Raw genomic sequence first — 17,404 nt, forward strand, 5'->3', positions numbered from 1 at the left:
AGCAGATACAACCACGGGCGGGGAGCGCCGCAAAGTGATTTAACGCGGCGGGGCGGAGGGCGCCAACAGGGCCCGCACCAGCGCCCGTACGGTCAGCAGGAACAGCCGTTCCGGATCCACCGGCCGGGCCAGCGCGCGGGCCAGCGGCGGGTCGTGCGGGGCGTCGGCCGGATCCCAGAGCTCGCTCTCGGCGGGGGACTGGGCGGGGGAGCGTTCACGATTGCGCTCGACCAGGACGAAGCCGATGATCTGGAACTGGATCGCGCGCACCGCGTCCGCGGCCCGGGCCCCGCGCAGGCCGGCCGCGTGCACCTCGTGGACCAGGGCCTGCTGGGCGGGGAGGAACATCCGGTCGGTGAGGCCGCGTTCGTGGACCATCGCGATCAGGTGCGGGCGCTCGCGCAGCTCGCGGCGCAGGATCCGGGCCACCGAGAGGATGCGGTCGCCCGGGGTGCGGCCGGTCGGCCGGATGGCGCCCACCTCCTCCACGGTCCGCTCCACGAGGGCGTCGAGCAGTGATTCGCGGTTGCCGACGTGCCAGTAGATGGAGGTCACCGCGGTGCCCAGCTCGGCGGCGAGCTTGCGCATGGTGAGGGCGGCCGGGCCGTGCTGTTTGACCAGGGACGCGGCGGCGTCCAGTACCTCCGCGCGGGTCAGCGTGGTTCTGGCCATCGTGTCCGTCCCAGCTTTCTGTCGATCCGTCAGATTGGTTACGTGCAAGGGTCTTTACCCTTCATCGGTGGCGGTGTAACTGTGTTACAGAACCGATTGCGTCAGAACCGACTGCCTCAGAACCGACTGCGTCCTAGACGAAGGATGGTGCGATAGATGGCACGCGTACGGTACGGAGCGCGCACCGAGGCCGAGATCGCCGCTTCGCGCGAGAAGAGTTCCAAGCTCCCCGACATCTGGTCCACCGGTGTGGTGGCCGTCTGGGAGACCGACCCGGACGTGGTGGCGGCGGTGCTCCCGCCGCCGCTGAAGCCCACGGAGCGGCCCCTGGTGCGGGCCAACATCAGCAAGGTGGACCTGCCCGGCTACCCGCTCGGCGCCGGCTCGGTGGCCGTCGCCGCCCAGCACGACGGGGTCGAGGGCTGGTACCCGCTGGTCATGCCGATGAGCATGGAGCGCGCCCTGATCGGAGGCCGCGAGGTCTTCGGCGAGCCGAAGAAGCTCGGCGAGATCACCGTCGAGCGCGACGGCCTGGTCGTCAGCGCCTCGCTCGCCCGGCACGGGATCGCCTTCGTGGAGGTGCGCGGCGCGGTGGACCGCGAGCTGCCGCTGCCCGAGCCCACCGTGAAGACCGACTTCTACTTCAAGTTCCTTCCCGCGGTGGACGGTTCGGGCTTCGATGCCGATCCGGTGCTGGTGCACTGCACCCGCAACGAGAAGGTCCGCAAGCTGGAGCACATCACCGGCGACGTGGTGCTCCGCGAGTCGATGTTCGACCCCATCGCCGACCTCCCCGTACGCCGCCTCGTCGAGCTCACCATCGGCGAGAAGACCACCGACCAGCGGGGCAAGGTCGTCGAGCGGGTCAGCGCCCAGGCCCTGCTCCCGTACATCCACCAGCGCTACGACGACCCGATGCAGATCCTCGACGGACCGCCCGAGGGGAGCGTCTGATGCGACTGGAACCGGGACAGGTGGCCGTGGTCACCGGAGCCGCCAGCGGCATCGGCCTCGCCATGGCCCGCCGCTTCGCCGCCGAGGGGCTGAAGGTGGTCCTCGCCGACGTGGAGGAGGGCGCCCTGCGCAAGGCCGCCGACGAACTCGCCGCCGACGGCGCCGAGGTGCTCGCCAAGCTCGTCGACGTCAGCGACCGCGACTCCGTGATCTCCCTCGCGGACGCCGCGTACGAGACCTTCGGCGCCGTGCACGTGCTCTGCAACAACGCGGGCGTCGGCTCGGGCGCCGAGGGCCGCATGTGGGAGCACGAGCCCAACGACTGGAAATGGGCCTTCTCCGTCAACGTCTGGGGCGTCTTCCACGGCATCCAGGCCTTCGTCCCCCGCATGATCGCGGGCGGCGGCCCCGGGCACATCGTCAACACCTCCTCCGGCGACGGCGGCATCGCCCCGCTGCCCACCGCCTCCGTCTACGCGGTCACCAAGGCGGCCGTGGTCACCATGACCGAGTCGCTCTACGCCCACCTCAAGGCGGAGGGCGCGGCCATCGGCGCCTCCGTGCTCTTCCCCGGACCGCACATGCTGCGCACCGGCCTGTGGGAGTCGCACCGCAACCGGCCCGACCGCTACGCCAAGGAACGCCCGCGCAAGTCCCCGTACCGCAGCCTCGACCAGTACGAGACCGCCATGAAGCAGGCGGGCCACGAGGTGAACTTCACCCCGGTCGAGGACGTCGCCGACCACGTCGTGGACGGGATCCGCGCCGACCGCTTCTGGATGCTGCCCGACAGCGAGCACAGCGACCGGCAGATCCGCGCCCGGTCGCAGTCGATGCTCGACCGCGCCAACCCCGCCTACCTGGAAAGCTTCATCCTCGACTGAGGAGCCTCAATCGTGAGTGCGTACGAAGACCCGTACCTGATCATCTCCTCCGACTGCCACGCGGGGCTGCCCACCGAGCAGTACCGCCCCTACCTGGACAGCGCCTTCCACCCGCAGTTCGACGAGTTCCTCGGCGAACGCGACGCCCGCCGCGCCGAGGCCACCAAGCTGGGCGTGCGCAACGAGGCCTTCGCCGAGAAGTGGTTCCACGACCACGAGGAAGGCCTCAAGGGCGGCTGGGACGTCACCCAGCGGCTGAAGGAACTCGACGGCGACGGCGTGGCCGCCGAAGTCGTCTTCCCCGACGCCGACGCCGTGGACAGCCAGACCGCCGCCCCCTTCGGGGTGGGCCTCGGCCTCTCCGGCGACCAGGACCCCGAGCTCGGCATGGCCGGAGCCCAGGCGCACAACCGCTGGCTCGCCGAGTTCGTCTCGGAGAACCCCGAACGGCACTGCGGGGTCGCCCTGCTGCCCATCACCGGCGAACCGGACAAGGTCGTCGCCGAGATATACCGCGCCAAGGCATCCGGGCTCGGCGCCCTGATGATCCCGGCCATGTGGGTGGACAAGGCCCCCTACCACGACCGGCGTTACGACCCGGTGTGGGCGGCCGCGGCCGAGACGCAGATGCCGATCGTCACCCACTCGGGCTCCTCGCCGCGCCACGAGTACGGCGACCACCTGGGCATCTTCGTCTCCGAGGTCACCTGGTGGCCGGCCCGCCCGCTGTGGTTCCTGCTCTGGTCCGGGGTCTTCGAGCGGCACCCGGGGCTGAAGTTCGGGGTCGCCGAGTCGGGCTGCTGGTGGCTGCCGAACCAGCTCTGGTTCATGGACCGGCTCTACCTCGGCGCGCACGGCGGCAAGAAGCTCTCGCCGTTCGAGGAGCTGAAGCGGCCGCCGAGCGAGTACCTCGACCGGCAGGTGTTCATCTGCGCCACCAACACCAAGCGGCGCGAGCTCGCCCAGCGCTACGAGATCGGCGTGGACAACATCCTGTGGGGCTCGGACTTCCCGCACCCCGAGGGGACCTGGCCGAACACCCGGAACTGGCTGAAGAACACCTTCCACGACATCCCCGTCGAGGAGACCCGCCGGATGCTGGGCCTGGCCGCGGCGGACGTCTTCGGCTTCGACACCGAGAAGCTCGCGCCGATCGCCCGCCGCATCGGCCCCACCCCCGCCGAGCTCGGCCAGAGCGCGGACCAGGCGGCCGTCGAAGCCTCCTGGTCGCGCTCGCGCGACGTGGGCCGGCACTGGCTGACCGACAACGACTTCCCCGTCCTGGGGGTGAACTCATGAGCTCCGAGGACCGCTACACGGTCATCTCCGCCGACTGCCACGCGGGCGCCGACCTGCTGGACTACAAGCCGTACCTGGAGAAGCGCCACCACGAGGAGTTCGACGCCTGGGCCGCGACCTACGTCAACCCGTACGAGGACCTCCTCGCGGACACGGCCGACCGCAACTGGAACTCCCAGCGGCGCCTGACCGAACTCGAAGCCGACGGGATCGTCGCGGAGGTGCTCTTCCCGAACACCATCCCGCCGTTCTTCCCCAAGGCCTCGCTGATGGCCCAGCCCCCGACGGCGGCCGAGTACGAGATGCGCTGGGCCGGGCTGCAGGCCCACAACCGGTGGCTGGCGGACTTCTGCGCGGACGCGCCGGGCCGCCGGGCGGGCGTGGTCCAGATCCTGCTCAACGACGTGGACGCGGCGGTCGCGGAGATCCGCCGCACCCGCAACGCGGGCCTGACGGGCGGCATCCTGCTGCCCGGCGTCTCGCCCGGCTCCACCGTTCCCGAGCTCTACTCGCAGGCCTACGACCCGATCTGGGCCGTCTGCGACGAGCTGGACGTCCCGGTCAACCACCACGGCGGATCCGCCTCGCCGCCGCTGGGCGACGAGCCGGCGGCGCGGGCCGTCTTCATGGTGGAGACCACCTGGTTCTCCCACCGGGCCCTGTGGCACCTCATCTTCGGCGGGGCCTTCCGCCGCAACCCCGGGCTGAAACTGGTCCTCACGGAGCAGGGCTCCGGCTGGATACCGGGCGTGATCGAGATGCTGGACTACTACCACGGCCGCCTGGTGGCGGCCTCGGCCACCGCCGAGGCCAAGTTCGGGGCCGGGCTGGCGGAGTCCATGGGCAAGGGGCCGAGCGAGGTCTGGCGGGAGAACTGCTTCGTGGGAGCGAGCTTCATGCGCCCCCACGAGGTCCCGCTGCGGGACCGGATCGGCCTCGACAAGATCATGTGGGGCAGCGACTACCCCCACGACGAGGGCACCACGCCCTACTCCCGCGAAGGCCTGCGCATCGCCTACGCGGGCCTGCCCCGCGAGGAGGTCGCCGCCATGGTCGGCGGCAACGCCGCCCGGGTGTACGGCTTCGACCTCGCCCTCCTCGACGCGGTGGCCGCCAAGCACGGCCCCCTCGTCTCGGAGGTGGCGCAGCCCCTGACGGAGGTTCCGGCGGGAGCCACCAGCCCGGCCTTCGCCCGCGGGGGCTCGGTCCGGGTCTGGTGACGGGCATCGCGCAGACGCCCCGTAGCCACGCGGCCGCCTGACCCGGCGGCCCCGGGCGCCACGGGTGCTGCCGGCGCTCCGGCCGGCCCCCCGGGCTCCCCGGTCCCGCCGGAGCGGTTCAGTCCCTGCGGACGAGCCGCTCCGGCGGGATCAGCTCCGCCCCGGTGACGTGCGTGCCCCGGCGCAGCTCGATCACCAGCTCCGCCAAGGGGGCGAGCGGGGACAGGTCCACGGTCCCCAGGCACTCGCTCAGCACCAGCCGGCGCAGCGCCGGGACATCGCGCAGCGCCTCCAGGGTGCCCTCCAGCGCGCACCGGATCAGCACGAGCCGGCCGAGGCGTTCGTACGGCAGGAGCGCCCCGGCCGAAATGGGCGCGGCGTGCCGGATCTGCAGGGCTGTCAGCCCCCTGAGCGGCAGCGAGCGCACCAGCTGCCGGTACTGGCCGCTCCCGGCGACCGTCAGCTTCTCCACCAGCGGCCACCGCTCGATCCCGTCGAGGGTCATCCGGCGGGCGCCCTGCCACAGGTGCAGCGCGGTCAGCGAGTCCGCGGCGGGCACGTCCCCGATCCGCCGCTGCTCCGGCTCGAAGCCGATGACGAGCGAGCGCAGACCGGCCGCTCCCGCCAGCGGGGCCAGCGAGAGGTCGTCCCGCAGGTACCCGAAGGCGAGGCTGTCCGCCCGCAGTTCGGACACCACCTCGATCCCGGTGACCTTCGGGCAGTCCAGGACGCCCAGGTGCCGCAGCTGCGACCGGCCGGCCAGCGGGGACAGGTCGGACAGCCGTGCGTTGCGGTGCAGGATCAGCGACTCCAGGTCCCGCCGCCCGGAGATCTCCCGCGGCACCGGCCCGTCCCAGGTGACGTGCAGGCGGTTGACGTGCGGGAGCCGGTCCAGGGCCCGCAGCTGTCCGGCGGTGCGCACGTGCAGGTGGGCCGCGCGCATGGGGGCGTCGGCGAGCACCGTGTCCACGTAGGCGTCCACGGGGAACCGCCCCCAGGCGTCGGACAGTTCGCGCCCCACCTCGTACCGGTCGTCGGTCCGGAAGCCCGCGATCACCTGCAGGGCCCGGTCGCCGCCGACCAGCGCCGCGGTACGGATCGTCGCGGCGGCCTCGTCCTCGGTGAGCCCGGCCGGCTCCGGCAGCAGCTCCAGGACCAGCTCGCCCGCCTTGGCCAGCTCCCCGGCCTGGCTCGGGGAACGCGGCGGCAGCAGCCGGGCCGTACGCGCCTCCACCTCGCGCCAGACCTCCGGGTCCAGCTCCGGCGCGTGCTCCAGACAGGCGGCCGCGAGCAGCACCAGGCGGCTGCGGTCGGCTTCCACCTGGTCGGCGCGGTGCAGCAACTGCCGCAGCAGCGATGCGCGTTCGTCCGGGCGGGCGTGCCCCACGGCCATCCGGACCACGTTGTCCCAGGTGTCCTCGTGGGCGTTGCGCACCAGGACGCCGAAGTCCCGTGCCTCCACGGCCGCCTTGGCGCCGAGGTAGTCCTGGAAGGTGCGGTGGACGAACAGCACCGAGCCCGGTACCGGCTCCCGGAGCAGCCCGCTGCGGATCAGCAGGTGCCGGAACACCGTCTGCGCGCTGCCCTGCGCCTTGACCTGCGGCATGGCGTCGAGCGATTCGGCGATCATCCGGATCGCCTCCTCGGCGGAGGCCTCCACCTGCCCGTTGCGGATCAGCCAGTAGGCGAGCCGCTGGAGCAGCAGGGTCTGCTCGTCCCGGCTGAGGTAGACGCCCTCGACCCCGGAGATGTCCCGTTCGCTGTCGCGGCGGATCAGGAGCATGTCGAGCGCCGCGTCGTAGAGCTCCTTGCGGGCCCGGGGCAGGTGCATCCGGCGGTCCCGGTTCAGGGCGCACAGCAGCGCGCACATCAGGGGGTTCGTCGCGAGCCGGCCCAGGTCCCGGCGGGTGGCGACGGCCTGGAGGAGCGCCTTCTCGTACCGGTCGAGCAGCTCGCGCTCCCGGCCGGCGCCCTCGCCGTCGGCTTCCGCGCGGGCGGAGTCGTGCCAGTGCGTGATGAAGGCGCCGACGTCGTCGCGTTCCATCGGCAGCAGGGCCAGCGAGGAGAAGCCCTGGGCGGTGAGCCAGTCCTCCGGTACGGCCGAGGGGCGGGTGGTGACCACGAAGCGGGCCGCCGGGTACGCGGTGAGCAGCTCCCGGAGCCAGGACTCGGTCCGGCTGCGCAGCCGCGGCGGCACCTCGTCGACCCCGTCGACCAGCACCAGCGCCCGCCCGGCGGAGAGGAGCTGCTCGACCCAGCCCTCCGGGGCCGTCAGCGGGACCCCGGTCGCGGTCAGCCAGTCCCCGGGCCGGGGGAGCCCGGCGGGGGAGTTGAAGGAGCGCAGCGGCAGGACGAAGGGGATCAGGGCGTTCCAGTCGCGCAGCTGGGGGCCGAAACTGCTGCGGGCGGCGTTCAGGGCCAGCCACTGGACGAGGGTGCTCTTGCCCGAGCCGGCCGGGCCGCGCAGCAGGACCCGCTCCGCGGAGTTCAGGGCCACCTCGGCCTTGACCGGGGTCTGCGGGCCGGGCTCTTCCAGGAGCTGCGCGCCGCTGACGGCGAGGCTGATGTAGGCGAGGTCCAGGGGCCAGTCCTGGCGGTCCTGGCTGAAGGTCAGCCCGAACAGCTGGACCCGCGCCTGGGCCCGGGCCACGTGGTGCGCGTACTCCTCCTCGAACCGCGCCGCCCGGTCGGCCGCGCTCCCGCTTCCGGCGCTCCCGCCCCCGCTCCCGCCGGCCGGGTCCTGCGGGCCCGTTCCGCCCGCCGCGCGGCACAGGGCGAACAGCTCCCGGTAGGCCGTCGCCGCCGCGGGGCTCAAGGAGGCGTCCGCCGGGGGATCGTCCAGGGGGCCCGGGCCGGGGTCCGCCGAGAAGAGGGCGCGGGCCTCCCTCGGGCCCAGCGCGGCGAACACCTCGCCGAGGGCGGTCACCGCCGCCAGTCGGTCGGGCTCGGCGAGTTCCGGGGCCGCCCCGGTCAGCCGGCCCGCCAGCTCGTGCGCGAGGCGCCGTACCGCGGGATCGCCCGGTTTCGCCGGCCTGAGCCGGCGCGCCGGGCCCGGCCGGGACTTCGCCAGGGCCAGTGCCACCGCCTCGGCCGTCCTTAAGGCCGCGGCCCCGAAGCCCGCCCCTGAGTCAGTCATCCCCATGCCCTCCCCTTGCCCGGACACCCGCACCCGGAAGCATCTCGTGAACCGTCGGTAACACCGATGGATACCGATCGGTAACAACCACTAGCCGAGCCCCCGAACCCGCCTCTATGGTGCGGACATGCCGAACCTGCCCGATGTCGTGCTGTGGTCCATACCCGCCTTTGTCCTGCTCACCGTCATCGAGCTGGTGAGCTACCGCATCCATCCCGACGAGGACGCCGCCGGATACGAGACCAAGGACGCCGTCACCAGCCTCGGCATGGGGATCGGCAGCCTCGGCTTCGACTTCCTCTGGAAGATCCCGATCGTCGCGATCTACACCGCCGTCTACGAGCTCACCCCGCTGCGCGTCCCCGTCCTGTGGTGGACCATCCCGCTGATGCTGCTCGCCCAGGACTTCCTCTACTACTGGCAGCACCGAGGCCACCACGTCATCCGGATCCTGTGGGCCTGCCACGTCGTCCACCACAGCAGCCGCAAGTTCAACCTCACCACCGCCCTGCGCCAGCCCTGGACCAGCGCCACCTCCTGGCCGTTCTACCTCCCGATGATCGCGCTGGGCGTGCACCCGGCCGCCATCGCCTTCTGCTACTCGGTCAACCTCGTCTACCAGTTCTGGATCCACACCGAGCGCATCGACAAACTGCCCCGGCCGATCGAGTACGTCTTCAACTCCCCCTCCCACCACCGCGTCCACCACGCCTCCCAAGGCGGCTACCTGGACCGGAACTTCGGCGGCATCCTGATCGTCTGGGACCGGATGTTCGGCTCCTGGGTCGGTGAGACCGACAAGCCCGTCTTCGGCCTCACCAAGAACATCGGCACCTACAACCCGCTGCGCGTCGCCACCCACGAGTACGCCTCCATCGCCCGCGACGTCCGCGGGGCCACCACCTGGCGCGAGCGCGCCGGACGCGTCTTCCGCGGCCCCGGCTGGCAGCCCGCGCAGACGGCGCAGACCGCCCCGGCCGAGGCGCCCGCGCCCGCCCCCGCCCCGGAGCACGCCGCGTGAGCGCCACCGGATCCACCGAGCGCGCGGGGTCCCGTACGCCCGCCTGGGCGCGCCCCGCCATCCCCCCGGGCTCCGGCTTCGCCACGAAGGCGCTGCTCGTCGCCTTCGCCGCCGCCACCGCCCTGGACCTCGGGTCGCTGCTGGCGGGCTGGCACACCGGGCACCTCATCGCCAAGCCGCTGCTGATGCCGCTGCTCGTCGCCTACGTGATCACCCTGCGCGCCCCCAAGCTGCTGATCGCGGCCCTGCTGTTCGGCTGGGGCGGGGACCTGGCCCTGCTCTTCGACGCCGATGTGGCCTTCCTGATCGGCATGGGCTCCTTCGCCGCCGGGCACGTCTGCTATCTCGCGCTCTTCGGCCGCCGCCGTACGGGCCCCCTGCTCGGGGCCGCGTACGCCGCCGCGCTGCTGTCCACCGTCACCCTGCTCTGGGGCGACCTGCCCGCGGAGCTGCGCATCCCGGTCGCCGGGTACAGCCTGCTGCTGACCGCCATGGCCTACCGCTCCAGCGCCCTGGGACGGCGGGCCGGGCTCGGCGGGGCCCTGTTCCTGCTCTCCGACACGCTCATCGCCACCGGGGTCGCCGAGTGGCCCCAGCTGCCCCGTCCGGACTTCTGGGTCATGGCCACCTACGTGGCGGCCCAGTACCTGCTGGCCACGGGAGCACTCGCGGCGCAGCGGGCGTACGGTAGGGAGGCCCTACAGGGCTCAACCATTTCCTAGCCGGAGGATTGCACCACCATGCGCGCCACCGTCATCCACGCCCCGCACGACATCCGCGTGGAGGAGGTGCCCGACGCTGCGATCCAGCGCCCCGAGGACGCCGTCGTCCGCGTCCTGCGTGCCTGCATCTGCGGCAGCGACCTGTGGGCCTACCGCGGCGAGGCCAAGCGCCAGCCGGGCCAGCGGATCGGCCACGAGTTCCTCGGCGTCGTCGAGGAGACCGGCTCCGCCGTCTCCGGCCTGCGCGCCGGAGACCTCGTCGTCGCCCCCTTCATGTGGTCCGACGGCACCTGCGCCTACTGCTCCGAGGGGCTCTACACCTCCTGCGAGCACGGCGGCTTCTGGGGCTCGGTCGGCCACGACGGCGGCCAGGGCGAGGCCGTCCGGGTCCCGCACGCCGACGGCACGCTGGTGAAGCTGCCCGCCGACGCCGCCTCCGACGACCACCTGCTGACCGCGCTGCTCGCGCTGTCCGACGTCATGGGGACCGGCCACCACGCCGCGCTCGGCGCGGGGGTCCGCAAGGGCTCCACGGTCGCCGTCGTCGGCGACGGCGCGGTCGGCCTGTGCGGGGTCCTCGCGGCCAAGCGCCTGGGCGCCGACCGGATCATCGCACTGGGCCGGCACGCCGTCCGTACGGACATCGCCAAGCTCTTCGGGGCCACCGACGTGGTCGCCGAGCGCGGCGAGGCCGCCGAGGCGGCCGTGCGCGAGCTCACCGGCGGCCAGGGCGCCCACTCGGTCATCGAGGCGGTCGGCACGGAGCAGTCCATGCGCACCGCCGTGAACATCGCCCGCGACGGCGGGGCCATCGGCTACGTCGGCGTCCCGCACGGCAGCGGCACCGGCCTCGACCTCGGGGTCATGTTCGACCGCAACCTCACCCTGCGCGGCGGGGTCGCGCCGGTCCGCGCGTACATCCCCGAGCTGCTCGCGGACGTGCTCAGCGGCGCGATCGACCCGTCGCCGGTCTTCGACCGGGCCGTCACCCTGGACGAGGTGCCGGAGGGCTACCGGGCGATGGACGACCGCAGCGCGCTGAAGGTCATGATCAAGCCCTGACGGAAGGGCCGTAGGGCCACGGGGCCACAGGGGCCGCAGCACCGTGGCGACCCGGCAGCGCCGGAACGCGAGGAAGGGCCGGGCGGGATGTTCCCCGCCCGGCCCTTCTGTGTCTCAGCGTGTCAGCGGATTCCGCCGGTTACTTGACGGCCTTCAGCGCGTCGACCACGCCGTGACCGTAGTACCCCGTCTGGCCCCAGCCGCTCTCGCAGGTGGTGGCGTCGACCAGGGTGCCCGCGGCGTTGTAGATCTGCGACGGGCAGTCGGCCTTGGTGGCCTGGAACTTGAGCATCGCCTGGATCATCGCGGGCGTGGCGTACGGGTGGGCGCTCTTGAGGAGCGCCGCGACACCGGCGACGTGCGGGGCGGCCATCGAGGTGCCCTGCTTGTAGCCGTAGCCGCCGCCCGGGACCGTCGACAGCACGCGGCCGTTGGCGTCCGGGGTGGCCGGGATCTGCCACTTGTCGCCACCGGGGGCGGCGACGTCGACGACTCCGAGGCCGTAGCTGGAGTAGTACGAGCGCAGGCCCTTGTCACCGGTCGCCGACACCGTGACCACGCCCGGGAGCTGGGTGGGCAGGTCGAAGCAGACGCTCGGGTCGATGGTGCGCGGCACCGGGGTGGTGTCGTTCGGGCTGGTGTCGTCGAGGATCGACTCGCCGGCCAGGTCGTGGTTGGAGTTGCCGGCGGAGGCCACGTGCAGCGTGCCCTTGCGCTCGGAGTACTTGGTGGCCCGGCCGATGGCCTCCACCAGCGCCTTCTGGTCGTCGTCCGCCTTGCAGTTGTAGAGCCAGGGGTCGACGTAGTAGCTGTTGTTGGTCACCTCGATCCCCTTCTCGGCGGCGAACATGAAGCCGCAGACGACCGCCTCGGTGTAGAAGAGGCTGGTGCCGGGCTCGCTCACCTTGATGCCGGCGACCTTGACGCCCGGCGCGACACCACTGATGCCGACGCCGTTGCGCGGGGCCGCGATGGTGCCGGCCACGTGCGTGCCGTGGTCGCTGCCGTCCACGTACGGACGCCAGGCGCCCTCGCTGGTGTCCGCGACGCCGCCGACACAGTTGGCCGACTGCTCCTTGGAGAAGTTCGGCGCGATATCGGGGTGAGTGTCGTCGACACCCGTGTCGATGACGCCCACAGTGACGTTCCGGCTGCCATCGTTGATCTTGTGAGCCTGATCGGCCTTGATCGTCCGCAGGTCCCACTGGTTGGACTCCAGCGGCTCCTGACCCTCCTGGGCCGCCGCTGCCGCCTTGGCGGCGTCCGCCGCGCTCAGCTGCTGCGTCGCGCCCTCGTCGGTGGTCTGCACCGCCGAGAGGGGGGCCGTACGGGTGGCGCCGACCGAGTCGAACAGACCGCGGTTGGCGCGCAGCTGCTTGGCGAAGTCGGGGTTCTGGGAGTGCGCGACGACGACCCCGATCTGCTCATAGGCCGTCACCACCGTTCCACCGGCCCGCTCGATGGCCTTCTTCGCCGCCTTCACCGTGGCATACGTCTTCAGGTTCGCCACGTACGACAGCTTCGGGCCGGTCGTCTCGGCCGTAGAGGTCGTAGCCGCGTCCGCCGTGATGCTCAGCGGTGCGGCTGAGGCCGCGACCGAAGGCAGGAAGGCGAGCGAGGCGGTGAGCGCCAGGCCGACCGGTATGGCGAGGGCACGCCGGCGGCCGGATCCCAGATGAGCCATGGGTTCTCCAGATCATCCTTGAAAAAAAGCCGTCCGGGCGCGGTCGCGACGGACGGGTTCATGACAGGCGAACTTAGCGTTTCTGTTCCCCTCTGCGCCATTAGTTCGAGGAATCAGTTCCCAAAGAAACAAACAGGTGTTGAACCACCCCGACGCGCCGGACGTGCCGTTGACAGGGGGATCGGCACCACCGTCCCCCCACGGAGGTTGTTTTGTCCGTCATCCCCACCGCACCCGCGTCACAAGGAGAGTCCCCCGTGACCACCGAAGCAGCGCCGCCCCCGGGCAGCGCGGGAACGCCGCCGGCGACCCCCGCGGCCGAAGAGTTCGTACGCGTCCAGCAGAGCGAGGAGTTCGCCGAGCTGCGCCGCGCGCACCGCTCCTTCGCCTTCCCGCTCACCGTGGCGTTCATCGCCTGGTACCTGCTCTACGTCCTGCTCTCCAACTACGCGGGCGGCTTCATGGGGACGAAGCTCTTCGGCAACATCAACGTGGCCCTCGTCCTGGGCCTCGGCCAGTTCGCGACGACCTTCCTCATCGCCTGGCTGTACTCGCGCCACGCGGCGGCCCAGCTCGACCCCAGGGCCTCGGCCATCAAGGCAAGGATGGAGGCGGGCGAATGAGCGCCCCGCTGTACGTGGCGGTCGCCGGTGCGGCCACGGCGGGTACGACCACCGCCGCAGGCGCCTCCGAGCACCGCCCGCTGATCATCACCCTGTTCGGGCTGTTCGTCGTCGCCACCCTGGCCATCACGATCTGGGCCGGACGCCAGACCAAGGACGCCGCCGACTTCTACGCGGGCGGCCGCCAGTTCACCGGATTCCAGAACGGCCTGGCCATCTCCGGCGACTACATGTCCGCCGCGTCCTTCCTCGGCATCGCCGGAGCCATCGCGCTCTTCGGCTACGACGGCTTCCTCTACTCGATCGGCTTCCTCGTCGCCTGGCTGGTGGCCCTGCTCCTGGTCGCCGAGCCGCTGCGCAACTCCGGCCGCTACACGATGGGCGACGTGCTCGCCTACCGGATGCGCCAGCGCCCCGTACGCACCGCCGCCGGCACCTCCACCATCGTGGTCTCGATCTTCTACCTGCTCGCCCAGATGGCCGGCGCCGGCGTGCTCGTCTCGCTGCTCCTCGGCATCACCAGTGACTTCGGCAAGGTCGTCATCGTCTCGCTGGTCGGCGTCCTGATGATCCTCTACGTCACCATCGGCGGGATGAAGGGCACCACCTGGGTCCAGATGATCAAGGCCGTGCTGCTGATCGCGGGCACGCTGCTGATCACCTTCCTGGTCCTGTGGAAGTTCAACTTCAACATCTCCGACCTGCTCGGCAAGGCCGCCGACAACAGCGGGCAGGGCGTCAAGTTCCTGGAGCCGGGCCTGAAGTACGGCAAGGACTCGCTCTCGAAGCTGGACTTCCTCTCGCTGGGCCTCGCCCTGGTCCTGGGCACCGCCGGCCTGCCGCACATCCTGATCCGCTTCTACACGGTCCCCACGGCCAAGGCCGCCCGTAAGTCCGTGAACTGGGCCATCGGCATCATCGGCGCCTTCTACCTGATGACGATCGTCCTCGGCTTCGGCGCCGCCGCCCTGCTCAAGCGGGCCGACATCATCGCCTCCAACAAGGCCGGCACCACCGCGGCCCCGCTGCTCGCGCAGGAGATCGGCGGCGGTTCGGGCTCCACCGGCGGCGCGGTCCTGCTCGCCGTGATCTCGGCGGTGGCCTTCGCCACGATCCTCGCGGTCGTCGCGGGCCTGACCCTGGCCTCCTCCTCTTCCTTCGCCCACGACATCTACGTGAACGTGATCCGCAAGGGCAAGGCCACCGAGAAGGAAGAGGTACGGGCGGCCCGCTGGTCCACCGTGGTCATCGGAGCCGTGGCCATCGGTCTCGGCGCCCTGGCCCGCGACCTCAACGTGGCGGGCCTCGTCGCCCTGGCCTTCGCGGTCGCCGCCTCCGCCAACCTGCCGACGATCCTCTACAGCCTCTTCTGGAAGCGCTTCACCACCCAGGGCGCCCTGTGGTCCATCTACGGCGGCCTGATCTCCTCGGTCGTCCTGGTGCTGTTCTCGCCGGTCCTCTCCGGCAAGCCCACCTCGATGTTCAAGGGCGCCGACTTCTACTGGTTCCCCCTGGAGAACCCCGGCATCATCTCCATCCCCCTCGGCTTCCTGCTGGGGTGGCTGGGAACCGTCCTCTCCAAGGAGAAGGCCGACCCCCAGAAGTTCGCCGAGCTGGAGGTCCGGTCGCTCACCGGAACCGGCGCGCACTGACACCCTGCACCGCAGCGCCAGTACATCTCAGAGGATTGCTCCGAGCACCCAGCGTGGCCGTGTCGTATTTCCCTACGACACGGCCACGCCTCGTCTCGTTCATTCGGGCACCCCTAGATGACACGGGGTTCGCGTAGGCTCGTCAGTAGCGCTCGTAATCTCATCCGCTATGGCGCAAACCTCTACAAACCGGACAGGGGAGGGGGCTCACAGTGCTTCTCGACACTTACGGCCGCGTGGCCACTGACCTGCGTGTCTCGCTCACCGACCGGTGCAATCTGCGCTGTACGTATTGCATGCCCGAGGAGGGCCTGCAGTGGCTCGGCAAGTCCGATCTGCTCAGTGACGACGAGATCGTCCGGCTGATCCGCATCGCCGTCACCCAGCTCGGGATCAAGGAAGTCCGCTTCACCGGCGGCGAGCCGCTGCTGCGCCCCGGCCTCGTCGGGATCGTCGAGCAGTGCGCGGCCCTGGAGCCCCGCCCCAAGATGTCGCTGACCACCAACGGCATCGGCCTCAAGCGCACCGCGCAGGCCCTCAAGGCGGCCGGCCTGGACCGGGTGAACGTTTCCCTGGACACCCTGCGGCCCGAGGTCTTCAAGACCCTGACCCGCCGCGACCGCCACAAGGACGTCATCGAGGGCATGGCCGCCGCCCGCGACGCCGGCCTCACCCCCGTCAAGGTCAACGCGGTGCTGATGCCCGGACTCAACGACGACGAGGCCCCCGACCTGCTGGCCTGGGCCGTGGAGAACGAGTACGAGCTCCGCTTCATCGAGCAGATGCCGCTCGATGCCCAGCACGGCTGGAAGCGCGACGGCATGATCACCGCCGGTGACATCCTGGAATCCCTGCGCACCCGCTTCACGCTCACCGAAGAAGGCTCCGAGGAGCGCGGCTCCGCCCCGGCCGAGCGCTGGGTCGTCGACGGCGGCCCGGCCACCGTCGGCGTCATCGCCTCGGTCACCCGCCCGTTCTGCGGCGCCTGCGACCGTACGCGCCTCACGGCCGACGGCCAGATCCGTACGTGCCTCTTCGCCACCGAGGAGTCCGACCTGCGCGCCGCCCTGCGCTCGGGCGCCCCGGACGAGGAGATCGCCCGCCTGTGGAAGGTGGCGATGTGGGGCAAGAAGGCCGGGTCCGGCCTCGACGACCCGACCTTCCTGCAGCCCGACCGCCCGATGTCGGCGATCGGCGGCTGACCTCCGCCGCCGGCGACGGCTCGGAGCGACCCCGAGGGCTCGCAGTGGCTACGGCCGCTGTGAGCCCTCGGGCGCTTCCCACTCGTCGAGCTTCACGACGTCCTTGAGGAAACCGCGGACCCCCAGGAACTGGGACAGGTGCTCGCGGTGCTCCTCGCACGCCAGCCAGGTCTTGCGGCGCTCGGGGGTGTGCAGCTTCGGGTTGTTCCACGCCAGGACCCAGGCGGCGTTGTCGCGGCAGCCCTTGGCGGAGCAGGTGGGTGCGTCGGCGGCGGGGACGTCGTCGAGGGGCGCGTCGTCGCCGGAAGCGTCGTTCAGAGGTGCGTCTAGGGGAGTCACGGCTCAACCCTAAGACGGAATGGCGACGCCGAGCAGCCACGGGGGGAGCTGCCCGGCGTCGGTCCGTCGCTCCGACGGGGGATGCGGAGCGCGTAGGCAGTATGTCACGCAGGACCCGGTGCGGTGCACTGGAACTTCATGATTGATCTGAGCTTTTCTTGAGGTTCCCGTCGCCCAGAGCGGGGCGTACGGGCGCCGGCATGAAGTGGGACGGCAGGGAGGGCGTCGATTCGCGCCCCGCGTTGGCGATGACCACCGCGATGTACGGCAGCAGCGCCCCCGCGACGAGCGTCACGATGGCCACGGGCCGCTGCACGTTCCACAGCACGATCGTCGCGACGACCGACAGGGTTCTGATCAGCATCGAGATCACGTACCGGCGCTGACGTCCCCGGACGTCCTCGGCGAGGCTCATCCGCGCCCCCGTGATCCGGAAGACCTCGGACCCGTTCCGCTTCGTCCGCTCCACAACCCACCACCCGATCGATCGCCGGACACTCCCCGGCCCGGACGCCTCCACGGTACGCCGCGTGCCCCCGGACGGGCAGAGCGGGTGTCCCCCGAATGGCGCTGTCCGAAATGCGCAGTAGGCCGGATGGGTCGAGACTGGGCCCACATGCGCACAACGCGCCAGGAGGAGGCTCGACATGGGTTGGTTGTGGGCGATCATCGTCGGCTTTGTACTGGGACTGATTGCCCGGGCGATCCTGCCGGGCAAGCAGCACCAGCCCCTTTGGCTGACGACCATCTTCGGCATCGTCGGCGCGGTCCTCGGCAACGCCGTGGCCACGTGGATCGGCGTCAACGAGACCAAGGGCGTCGACTGGATCAGGCACCTGCTGCAGCTTGCGGGAGCCGTCGTGGTGGTCGGTCTCGGTGACCTGATCTACAGCTCGTTGCGCGGCGGCAAGAGGCAGATGACCTGAGGGATACC

Annotated in this window: 16 protein-coding genes; 11 read left to right on the forward strand and 5 right to left on the reverse strand. The window is 71.2% G+C overall.

What is annotated here, in order from left to right; translation table 11 throughout:
- Positions 1–39: 39 nt before the first annotated feature.
- On the reverse strand, positions 40–672 hold the full coding sequence (locus OHA37_RS30195; RefSeq protein ID WP_266909791.1) for a TetR/AcrR family transcriptional regulator: 633 nt from the start codon (positions 670–672) through the stop codon (positions 40–42).
- A 156-nt stretch (positions 673–828) separates the two neighbouring features.
- On the opposite strand from OHA37_RS30195, the gene OHA37_RS30200 reads away from it, so the two are divergent.
- The 4 genes from OHA37_RS30200 to OHA37_RS30215 are packed head-to-tail and all read left to right on the forward strand — an operon-like array spanning position 829 to position 5,029.
- Entirely contained in the window at positions 829–1,626 is a 798-nt protein-coding gene (locus OHA37_RS30200) for an acetoacetate decarboxylase family protein (protein ID WP_266909793.1), read from the forward strand.
- Entirely contained in the window at positions 1,626–2,510 is an 885-nt protein-coding gene (locus OHA37_RS30205; RefSeq protein ID WP_266909795.1) for an SDR family NAD(P)-dependent oxidoreductase, read from the forward strand. Before OHA37_RS30200 ends, OHA37_RS30205 begins: the two co-directional genes overlap by 1 nt.
- A gap of 12 nt (positions 2,511–2,522) precedes the next feature.
- Positions 2,523–3,809 (forward strand): amidohydrolase family protein, encoded by a 1,287-nt coding sequence (locus tag OHA37_RS30210; RefSeq protein WP_266909797.1) that lies wholly within the window; start codon positions 2,523–2,525, stop codon positions 3,807–3,809.
- Entirely contained in the window at positions 3,806–5,029 is a 1,224-nt protein-coding gene (locus OHA37_RS30215) for an amidohydrolase family protein (RefSeq protein ID WP_266909799.1), read from the forward strand. Before OHA37_RS30210 ends, OHA37_RS30215 begins: the two co-directional genes overlap by 4 nt.
- A 118-nt stretch (positions 5,030–5,147) precedes the next feature.
- Here OHA37_RS30215 and OHA37_RS30220 read toward each other — a convergent pair whose 3' ends face one another.
- Positions 5,148–8,165 carry an NACHT domain-containing protein gene (locus OHA37_RS30220; RefSeq protein ID WP_266909801.1) on the reverse strand — a complete coding sequence of 1,006 codons (3,018 nt, stop codon included), beginning with the start codon at positions 8,163–8,165 and terminating at the stop codon, positions 5,148–5,150.
- A 127-nt stretch (positions 8,166–8,292) separates the two neighbouring features.
- Between OHA37_RS30220 and OHA37_RS30225 the strand changes: the two genes are divergently transcribed.
- The 3 genes from OHA37_RS30225 to OHA37_RS30235 are packed head-to-tail and all read left to right on the forward strand — an operon-like array spanning position 8,293 to position 10,970.
- Entirely contained in the window at positions 8,293–9,186 is an 894-nt protein-coding gene (locus OHA37_RS30225) for a sterol desaturase family protein (protein WP_266909803.1), read from the forward strand.
- Between the two features lie 59 nt (positions 9,187–9,245).
- Positions 9,246–9,908: a lysoplasmalogenase gene (locus OHA37_RS30230; protein ID WP_266913212.1), complete on the forward strand. Its 663-nt coding sequence runs from the start codon at positions 9,246–9,248 to the stop codon at positions 9,906–9,908.
- Between the two features lie 18 nt (positions 9,909–9,926).
- The gene (locus OHA37_RS30235) at positions 9,927–10,970 is read left to right on the forward strand and encodes a zinc-dependent alcohol dehydrogenase family protein (protein ID WP_266909805.1); all 1,044 of its coding nucleotides are present in this window, start codon (positions 9,927–9,929) and stop codon (positions 10,968–10,970) included.
- A gap of 139 nt (positions 10,971–11,109) precedes the next feature.
- Here OHA37_RS30235 and OHA37_RS30240 read toward each other — a convergent pair whose 3' ends face one another.
- Positions 11,110–12,654: a S8 family serine peptidase gene (locus tag OHA37_RS30240; RefSeq protein ID WP_266909807.1), complete on the reverse strand. Its 1,545-nt coding sequence runs from the start codon at positions 12,652–12,654 to the stop codon at positions 11,110–11,112.
- A gap of 257 nt (positions 12,655–12,911) precedes the next feature.
- Here OHA37_RS30240 and OHA37_RS30245 point away from each other — a divergent pair, with 257 nt between their 5' ends.
- The 3 genes from OHA37_RS30245 to moaA all read left to right on the forward strand — a co-directional run bounded on the left by OHA37_RS30245 (position 12,912) and on the right by moaA (position 16,131).
- Positions 12,912–13,277 carry a DUF485 domain-containing protein gene (locus tag OHA37_RS30245; protein WP_266909809.1) on the forward strand — a complete coding sequence of 122 codons (366 nt, stop codon included), beginning with the start codon at positions 12,912–12,914 and terminating at the stop codon, positions 13,275–13,277.
- Positions 13,274–14,929: a solute symporter family protein gene (locus OHA37_RS30250; RefSeq protein WP_266909811.1), complete on the forward strand. Its 1,656-nt coding sequence runs from the start codon at positions 13,274–13,276 to the stop codon at positions 14,927–14,929. Before OHA37_RS30245 ends, OHA37_RS30250 begins: the two co-directional genes overlap by 4 nt.
- A gap of 212 nt (positions 14,930–15,141) precedes the next feature.
- Positions 15,142–16,131, forward strand: coding sequence for a GTP 3',8-cyclase MoaA (moaA, locus tag OHA37_RS30255; protein ID WP_250742236.1), 990 nt, complete (start codon positions 15,142–15,144; stop codon positions 16,129–16,131).
- 48 nt (positions 16,132–16,179) lie between these two features.
- On the opposite strand, the gene OHA37_RS30260 is transcribed toward moaA, so the two are convergent.
- Together OHA37_RS30260 and OHA37_RS30265 are read right to left on the reverse strand one after the other, a co-directional pair.
- A complete protein-coding gene (locus tag OHA37_RS30260; RefSeq protein WP_443046339.1) occupies positions 16,180–16,449 on the reverse strand; it encodes a hypothetical protein in 270 nt (89 codons plus the stop codon).
- 157 nt (positions 16,450–16,606) lie between these two features.
- Positions 16,607–16,885 (reverse strand): DUF3099 domain-containing protein, encoded by a 279-nt coding sequence (locus tag OHA37_RS30265; RefSeq protein ID WP_266909814.1) that lies wholly within the window; start codon positions 16,883–16,885, stop codon positions 16,607–16,609.
- A 232-nt stretch (positions 16,886–17,117) separates the two neighbouring features.
- On the opposite strand from OHA37_RS30265, the gene OHA37_RS30270 reads away from it, so the two are divergent.
- On the forward strand, positions 17,118–17,396 hold the full coding sequence (locus tag OHA37_RS30270; RefSeq protein ID WP_266909816.1) for a GlsB/YeaQ/YmgE family stress response membrane protein: 279 nt from the start codon (positions 17,118–17,120) through the stop codon (positions 17,394–17,396).
- Positions 17,397–17,404 lie beyond the last annotated feature (8 nt).

It is taken from the genome of Streptomyces sp. NBC_00335 (assembly GCF_036127095.1).
In the GTDB taxonomy this organism is placed as follows: domain Bacteria; phylum Actinomycetota; class Actinomycetes; order Streptomycetales; family Streptomycetaceae; genus Streptomyces.

Coding starts and splice junctions, on each gene's coding strand:
- OHA37_RS30205 (WP_266909795.1), top strand. CDS start 1,626: ATGCGACTGGAACCGGGACAGGTGGCCGTGGTCACCGGAGCCGCCAGC.
- OHA37_RS30265 (WP_266909814.1), bottom strand. CDS start 16,885: ATGAGCCTCGCCGAGGACGTCCGGGGACGTCAGCGCCGGTACGTGATC.
- OHA37_RS30240 (WP_266909807.1), bottom strand. CDS start 12,654: ATGGCTCATCTGGGATCCGGCCGCCGGCGTGCCCTCGCCATACCGGTC.
- OHA37_RS30235 (WP_266909805.1), top strand. CDS start 9,927: ATGCGCGCCACCGTCATCCACGCCCCGCACGACATCCGCGTGGAGGAG.
- OHA37_RS30270 (WP_266909816.1), top strand. CDS start 17,118: ATGGGTTGGTTGTGGGCGATCATCGTCGGCTTTGTACTGGGACTGATT.
- OHA37_RS30215 (WP_266909799.1), top strand. CDS start 3,806: ATGAGCTCCGAGGACCGCTACACGGTCATCTCCGCCGACTGCCACGCG.
- OHA37_RS30195 (WP_266909791.1), bottom strand. CDS start 672: ATGGCCAGAACCACGCTGACCCGCGCGGAGGTACTGGACGCCGCCGCG.
- OHA37_RS30225 (WP_266909803.1), top strand. CDS start 8,293: ATGCCGAACCTGCCCGATGTCGTGCTGTGGTCCATACCCGCCTTTGTC.
- OHA37_RS30250 (WP_266909811.1), top strand. CDS start 13,274: ATGAGCGCCCCGCTGTACGTGGCGGTCGCCGGTGCGGCCACGGCGGGT.
- OHA37_RS30220 (WP_266909801.1), bottom strand. CDS start 8,165: ATGACTGACTCAGGGGCGGGCTTCGGGGCCGCGGCCTTAAGGACGGCC.
- OHA37_RS30200 (WP_266909793.1), top strand. CDS start 829: ATGGCACGCGTACGGTACGGAGCGCGCACCGAGGCCGAGATCGCCGCT.